This window comes from Tepidiforma sp. (assembly GCF_034433535.1).
Taxonomy (GTDB): Bacteria; Chloroflexota; Dehalococcoidia; order Tepidiformales; family Tepidiformaceae; genus Tepidiforma.
On record NZ_DAOUAO010000059.1, the window covers coordinates 1 to 7,169 of the forward strand.

Genomic DNA, 7,169 nt, shown 5'->3' on the forward strand with positions numbered 1-7,169 from the left:
GCAGCGGCGGTTCGTCCAGGATGCTTCGCACGAACTCCGGACCCCGCTCGCGGCCATCCGCACGAACATCGAGGTCACGGAGATGGACCCGGAGGCCAGCATCGAGGAGTACCGCGAGCTGGTCTCGACCATCAAGGCGCAGACGGAGCGGCTGACGCGTCTGAGCGAGGACTTGCTGCTGCTCACCAACGGGGATAGCAGCCGCATCGAGCGGGAACCGACCGACCTTAGCGAGGTGGCCGCAGAGGTTGTGCAGCAGCTGCAACCGCTCGCAAGCCAGCGCGGCGTCGCGCTGGCCCGAGAGCTTCAGCCGGTGCCCGAGGTGCTCGCCAACCCGGACCTGCTGTACCGGTGCGTGCTCAACCTCGTCGACAACGCGATCAAGTACTCCGGTGAAGGTTCGACGGTTCAGGTTCGTACCGGCACACGGGACGGGAAGGTCTACGCGGAGGTCGAGGACAACGGCCCGGGCATTCCCCCTGAGGCGCTACCGCACGTGTTCGACCGCTTCTACCGCGTGGACAAGGGCAGGAGCCGCCGCGAAGGCGGCACGGGCCTTGGCCTGGCCATCGTCCGCGAGCTGGTCGAGGGCATGGGCGGGCAGGTGTGGGTCACCTCAGAACCCGGCAGAGGCAGCACCTTCGGCGTCACCTTCCCGCAGGCTCCGTCGAATGCCCAGGCGGCCGCCACCGCGCAACGGGCCGCGGAGCTGGCCTGGGAGGGCCGCGCCCCGTAGGCGCGAACTCCGCGTTCGGGACGGGTAAGCCGCCGTACGGCACAATCGGATGCAGCATGGCGTACTGGAAGCTGGCAGGAGGGGACCCGGAGTGACCAAGCTACTTGATCGCATCGAAAGCCCGCGCGACCTGCGGGGCCTCACCTACGACCAGCTCGAGGCGCTGGCACAGGAGATCCGCGAGTTCCTGGTGCAAACGGTCGATGGCATTGGCGGCGGCGGGCACCTCGCCTCGAACCTCGGGGTGGTCGAGCTGACCCTGGCGCTCCACCGCCTGTTCGACTCCCCGCGCGACAAGATCGTGTGGGATGTCAGCCACCAGGTTTACGTCCACAAGATTGTCACCGGCCGCAAAGACCGGATGCACACCATTCGGCAGTTCGGCGGCCTGAGCGGCTTCGCCGACCGCAAGGAGAGCGAGCACGACGTCTTCGGCGCCGGCCACGCCGGGACCTCCATTTCGGCCGCGGTCGGCATGGCCGTGGCCCGCGACCTGAAGGGCGAGGACTTCTACAGCATCGCCGTCATCGGCGACGGGGCGATGACCTGCGGCATGGCGCTCGAAGCGATGAACCACGCAGGGCACCTCGGCCTCCACCGCCTCATCGTCATCCTGAACGACAACGCGATGTCGATCTCGCCAAACGTGGGCGCCCTGAGCCGCAACGTCAACAAGCTGCGCGTCGACCCCCTCTACCGCAACGCGAAGCGGGAGATTGGCGAACTCGTCGAACACCTGCCGCTCGGGAAACACGTCTGGGCTGGAGCGAAGCGGGTCAAAGCGAGCCTGCGCGACCTGCTCGTGCCCGCACGGTTCTGGGAGCAGTTTGGATTTGAGTATTACGGGCCCATCGATGGGCACGACATCCGTGAGCTGGAACAGACGCTCAGCGCCATCAAGCGGGTCGAAGGCAAGCCGGTCCTGCTGCACGTGCTCACCGAGAAGGGGCACGGCGTGCCGGAAGCCGCCGCGGACCCGATCAAGAGCCACTCCGGGACCTACTGGCTCAAGAAGCAGGACCCGGCGGCGCCGAAGCCTCGCCCGACCTACAGCCAGGTGTTCGCGCAGACCACGCAGGAGCTCATCGAATCGGACCCGCGGGTGGTGGCCATCACGGCGGCCATGCTCGAGGGGACCGGCCTCGCGCCGGTGCACGCGAAGCACCCGGGGCGCGTGTTCGACGTGGCAATCGCCGAGCAGCACGCCGTGACCTTCGCCGCCGGGCTTGCGACGCAGGGCATGCGCCCCATCGCCGCGATCTACTCGACGTTCCTGCAGCGCGGCTACGATTCGGTGGTGCACGACGTGGTGGTGCAGAACCTGCCGGTGGTCTTCGCTATGGACCGCGCGGGCTTCGTCGGCGACGACGGCAAGACGCACCAGGGGTTCATCGACATCAGCTACCTGCGCTGCCTGCCGAACATGGTGGTGAGCGCGCCGAAGGACGAGGCCGAGCTGCGCGACCTGCTCTACACCGGCGTCCATCACGATGGACCGTTCGCGGTGCGGTACCCCCGCGGGACCGGCCCTGGCGCCCCGACCGACCAGCCCATGCGGGCCATCCCCATCGGCCAGGGCGAAGTGCTCCGCGAAGGGTCGGATATCACGCTCGTCGGCTTCGGCGCCCCGGTCACGGAGTGCCTGAAGGCTGCCGAGCTGCTCGCCGCCGAGGGCATCGACGCAGCGGTGGTCAATGCGCGCTTCGCCAAGCCGCTCGACCGTGAGCTGCTGCTCCGGTTCGCCCGCGAAACAGCCGGCATCATCACCGCCGAGGAGAATGTGCGCGCGGGCGGGTTCGGCGATGCGGTGCTCGAACTGCTGGCGGACGAAGGGCTCGCCGACCGCTTCCTCGGCGCCCTGGCGATGCCCGACGCCATCGTCGACCACGGGCCACAGTCGACGATGCGCCAGCTCCACCGGCTTGACGCTGAGGGTATCGCCGAGGCCGCGCGCTCCGCGCTGGCTTCGCGGCCCGGTACGGCCGCAACTCCCGTCCCCGCACGATGACCCCGCTCGAGCGGCTCGAGCGGCACCGCCCGCAGCTTGAGGCGTCGCTGCGCCTCGCGCTCGCCGAGGGCCCGGCCGATCTGCTGCGCCTGAGCCGTTATGTCATGGGGTGGGAAGACGAGTCCGGGCGCCCGAGCGAAGGCGGCGGGAAGCGGCTGCGCCCGCTGCTCTGCCTGGAGGTTGCGCTCCTCAGCGGGGGAGACCTCGAGGGCGCCATGCCCGGGGCGATTGCGCTCGAGCTGGTCCACAACTTCTCGCTGGTGCACGACGACATCCAGGACCGCGACGTCACCCGGCACGGGCGACCCACCGCCTGGACCGTCATCGGCGAGGCGCAGGCCATCAACCTGGGCAACTTCCTGTATACGCGGGGGCTCCAGCAGCTCCAGCCGGCGACGACCGCCGGCCGCCAGCTCGCGACCGCAATGCTGTTCGACGCCGTCGAGCGCATGGTCGCCGGGCAGTGGGCGGATATCGCCTTCGAGCGCGCCGATACGGTGTCCGAGGATGACTACCTCCAGATGGTGGAGGGCAAGACCGGGGCGTTACTGGGCGCCGCCGCCGGCATTGGGGCTGCCCTGGGCGGGGCACCGCCGGAGGTTGTCGAGGGCCTCCGCCGCTGGGGCGTAGCCATCGGCCTGGCGTTCCAGGTGCGCGACGACTACCTGGGCACCTGGGGCAACCCGGGCGCGACCGGCAAATCGGCCTCGAGCGACCTGGCGCGGCGGAAGAAGACCCTGCCCGTGGTGTATGCGCTCGGCACAAGCGCCGGGCTGCCGCTGCTGCGCATCCTGAGGCGCCCCGAGACCACCGACGCTGACATTACCGAGGCCCTGCGCCTGCTCGAAGGGTGCGGGGCCCGGGAGCACACCGAAGCGGTGGCACAGCGGCTTGCGGCGGAGGCCGGAGCTCTGCTCGCAGCACTCGCGATCCCTGCAGAGGCCAGGGCCGTGCTGGGCGAAATCGGCAGCTTCCTCGCGCAGCGTGACCGTTAGCCGGCGATTGGGGGACCATGTCGCGGGGCGGACTGTGGATTAACCTCCGCCGGGGTGCAGCCGATGTTTGAAAACGTCCGCGAGGACATCCGCCAGGCCGTCACGTGGCACGCCGTGCCGGTCGTGCGCCGCTGGCTGGGTCCCCGGGCCGAGACGGTGGCCTCAATTCTGCTCTCGGCTGAGGCACAGGTGGTGCTGGTCTATCGCCTGCAGGCCTGGCTGCGCGCACACCGGGTTCCCCTGCTGCCCCTGCTCTGCCGGCGGCTGACGATGCTCCTGGCGGGCGTCTCGATCGGCGACCGCGTCCGGATCGGGCCGGGCCTGCTGATCAACCACGGCCACGTGGTGATCGACGGGACCACCACGATTGGCCCGTACTGTTCGATCGCCCCGTTTGTCACCATTGGGCTGAATACCGGCGGGCCCGATGCCTCGCTCGATGGGCCGACCATCGGGCGGTTCGTGTTCATCGGCACGGGAGCGAAAATCCTCGGGCCGGTGCGGGTCGGCGACAACGCGCGAATCGGGGCGAACGCGGTCGTCCTGGGCGATGTCCCGGACAATGCGACAGCTGTCGGGGTGCCGGCGCGGGTGCTCCCGCACGCCAGCCCCCTCGGGCCCGTCGCAAGGGACGGTGAGCGGGCGGACGACTAGCGGTCGAACCGGGGCCGAGACCCCGCGGGCTCAGTTGACGGGCAGGAGCGTTTCGCCCATCAGGTACTGGTCGATGCCGCGGGCGGCAGCCCGGCCCTCGGCGATCGCCCAGACGATGAGCGACTGGCCACGGGTCATGTCGCCGGCGGTGAAGACCCCGGGCACCGAGGTCATCTTGTTCTCATCGGCCCAGACGTTCCCGCGCTCGGTGAGCTGGACGCCGAGCTGTTCGAGCAGCCCGCCCTTCTCGGGACCGAGGAAGCCCATCGCCAGCAGGAGGAGGTCGACCGGCTCGGAGAATTCGCTGCCGGGGATTTCGCGCATGACCTGCCGGCCGTTCTCCTCGACGAATTCCACGCGCACGCCGTGGAGCGTCGTCAGGCGGCCATCCTCGCCGGAGAGGCGGGTGGTCATGATGCAGTAGTCCCGCACCCCGCCCTCTTCGTGCGCGGAAGAGACGCGGTAGATGTTGGGATAGAGCGGCCACGGCTGGTGCGGCGGGCGGGAGGCCGGCGGACGCGGGAGGATCTCGTACTGGAGGACTTCGCGGGCGCCCTGGCGGATGGCGGTGCCGAGGCAGTCGGCGCCGGTGTCCCCGCCGCCGAGGATGATGACGCGCTTGTCTTTCGCAGTGATGAATTCCTCATCCGGGATTTCATCGCCGGCGTTGCGGCGGTTCTGCATCGGCAGGTATTCCATCGCGAAGTAGACGCCCTTCAGCTCGCGGCCGGGCACCTGAAGGTCGCGGGCCTGCGTGGCGCCACCGGCGAGGCAGAGCGCATCGAACTCTTCCAGCAGCTCGCGTGCGTCGACGTCCTTACCGACGTTGACGCCGGGGCGGAAGACGACGCCTTCGGCCTCCATCTGCGCGAGACGCCGGTCGAGGAAGCGCTTCTCCATCTTGAAATCGGGGATGCCGTAGCGGAGCAGGCCGCCGATGCGGTCGTCGCGTTCGAACACGGTGACCGAGTGGCCGGCGCGAGCCAGCTGCTGGGCGCAGGCGAGCCCGGCGGGTCCTGAGCCGATGACCGCCACGGACTTGCCGGTTCGATGGCGGGCAGGCTGGGGCTTCACCCAGCCTGCGTTCCAGGCGTATTCGATGATCTCGAGCTCGACCTGCTTGATCGTGACCGGGTCGGCGTTGATGCCGAGCACGCAGGCGGCCTCGCAGGGGGCAGGGCAGAGGCGGCCGGTGAACTCCGGGAAGTTGTTGGTCGCGTGCAGGCGGTCGATGGCGTCCCGCCAGCGGTCCCGGTACACGAGGTCGTTCCAGTCGGGGATGATGTTGCCGAGCGGGCAGCCCTGGTGGCAGAAGGGGATGCCGCAATCCATGCAGCGCGCGGCCTGCGTCTTCAGGCGCTCGAGGGGGAACTCTTCGTAGACCTCGAGCCAGTCGTGGATGCGCTGCTCGACCGGACGGCGGCGCGGGGTTTCGCGGGGGTATTCGAGGAATCCGGTTGGCTTAGCCACGGGCTGCTCCGACGGGAGGGGTCTGGGCGGCGGAGGAGGCGTCGTTCTGGGACTGTGCCCGGAGTTCCTGCAGCGCACGGCGGTAATCGACGGGCATGACCTTCACGAACTTCTTGACCGACTCGTCCCAGTGTTCGAGCAGGCGGGCAGCGACGGTGCTGCCGGTGTACTCCACGTGCCGTTCGAGGAGCCCGCGGACGAGGTCGATATCCTCCGGCTCCTGCAGCGGTTCGAGTTCGACCATCTCCATATTGCAGCGGGTGTGGAAGGTGCCGTCTTCGTCGAGCACATAGGCGATACCGCCGCTCATGCCCGCGGCGAAGTTCCGGCCCGTCCGACCGATGATGACGGCGCGCCCGCCGGTCATGTATTCGCAGCCATGGTCGCCCGTTCCTTCGACCACGCCGACGGCGCCGCTGTTGCGCACCATGAAGCGTTCGCCGGCGACGCCGCGGAAGAACGCGGCCCCGCTGGTGGCGCCGTAGAGCGCGACGTTGCCGATGACGATGTTTTCCTCGGGCACGAAGGTGGCATCCTTCGGCGGGTACACGATGATCTTGCCGCCGGAGAGCCCCTTGCCGATGTAGTCGTTGGCGTCGCCTTCGAGGCGGAGGGTGATGCCCGCCGGGAGGAAAGCGCCGAAGCTCTGACCGGCCGAGCCGTGGAAGGTAATGTCGATCGTGTCATCCGGCAGGCCGTTATGGCCGTAGCGCCGGGTGAGTTCGCTGCCGAGCATCGTCCCCACGGTGCGGTTGGTGTTGCGGATCGGCAGGTCGAGGGTGACCTTCTCGCCGCGCTCCAGCGCCGGCTCCGCTAGGCGAATCAGCTCGTTGTCGAGCGCCTTGTCGAGGCCGTGGTCCTGGGTGGTGATGCAGCGCGTGGCGACCGAGGCATCGACCGGCGGGCGGTAGAGGATGGCGGAGAGGTCGAGGCCCTGCGCCTTCCAGTGGTCGACCGCGCGGCGGACATCGAGGAGGTCGGTGCGGCCGATGATCTCGTCGAGCGAGCGGTAGCCCAGCTGGGCGAGGTAGCCGCGGACTTCCTCGGCGATGAAGCGGAAGAAGTTGACCACGTGCTCGGCCTTGCCGGTGAAGCGTTCGCGGAGGGCCGGGTTTTGGGTGGCGATGCCGACCGGGCAGGTATCCAGGTGGCAGACGCGCATCATCACGCAGCCCATCACCACCAGCGGCGCCGTGGCGAAGCCGTACTCCTCAGCGCCGAGGAGCGCGCCGATGATGACGTCGCGGCCGGTCTTCATCTGGCCGTCGACCTGCACAACGATGCGGTCGCGCAGGCGGTTCATCAC

The 7,169-nt window shown here is 69.1% G+C and carries 6 protein-coding genes; 4 read left to right on the forward strand and 2 right to left on the reverse strand.

Annotation, left to right across the window (positions count from 1 at the left end):
- The 4 genes from VAE46_RS03045 to VAE46_RS03060 all read left to right on the forward strand — a co-directional run.
- Positions 1-736, forward strand: a 736-nt coding sequence (locus VAE46_RS03045; RefSeq protein WP_322795439.1) for a sensor histidine kinase, incomplete at its 5' end; no start/stop codon positions are given.
- A gap of 91 nt (positions 737-827) precedes the next feature.
- Positions 828-2,744 (forward strand): 1-deoxy-D-xylulose-5-phosphate synthase, encoded by a 1,917-nt coding sequence (gene dxs / locus VAE46_RS03050; RefSeq protein WP_322795440.1) that lies wholly within the window; start codon positions 828-830, stop codon positions 2,742-2,744.
- Positions 2,741-3,739 carry a polyprenyl synthetase family protein gene (locus VAE46_RS03055; RefSeq protein ID WP_322795441.1) on the forward strand — a complete coding sequence of 333 codons (999 nt, stop codon included), beginning with the start codon at positions 2,741-2,743 and terminating at the stop codon, positions 3,737-3,739. The genes dxs and VAE46_RS03055 overlap by 4 nt, the downstream gene beginning before the upstream one ends.
- A 63-nt stretch (positions 3,740-3,802) precedes the next feature.
- The gene (locus VAE46_RS03060; RefSeq protein ID WP_322795442.1) at positions 3,803-4,393 is read left to right on the forward strand and encodes a DapH/DapD/GlmU-related protein; all 591 of its coding nucleotides are present in this window, start codon (positions 3,803-3,805) and stop codon (positions 4,391-4,393) included.
- A 30-nt stretch (positions 4,394-4,423) separates the two neighbouring features.
- On the opposite strand, the gene VAE46_RS03065 is transcribed toward VAE46_RS03060, so the two are convergent.
- Together VAE46_RS03065 and VAE46_RS03070 are read right to left on the reverse strand one after the other, a co-directional pair.
- Positions 4,424-5,863, reverse strand: coding sequence for a glutamate synthase subunit beta (locus tag VAE46_RS03065; RefSeq protein ID WP_322795443.1), 1,440 nt, complete (start codon positions 5,861-5,863; stop codon positions 4,424-4,426).
- Positions 5,856-7,169, reverse strand: a 1,314-nt coding sequence (locus VAE46_RS03070; protein WP_322795444.1) for a glutamate synthase-related protein, incomplete at its 5' end; no start/stop codon positions are given. The genes VAE46_RS03070 and VAE46_RS03065, both read right to left, overlap by 8 nt.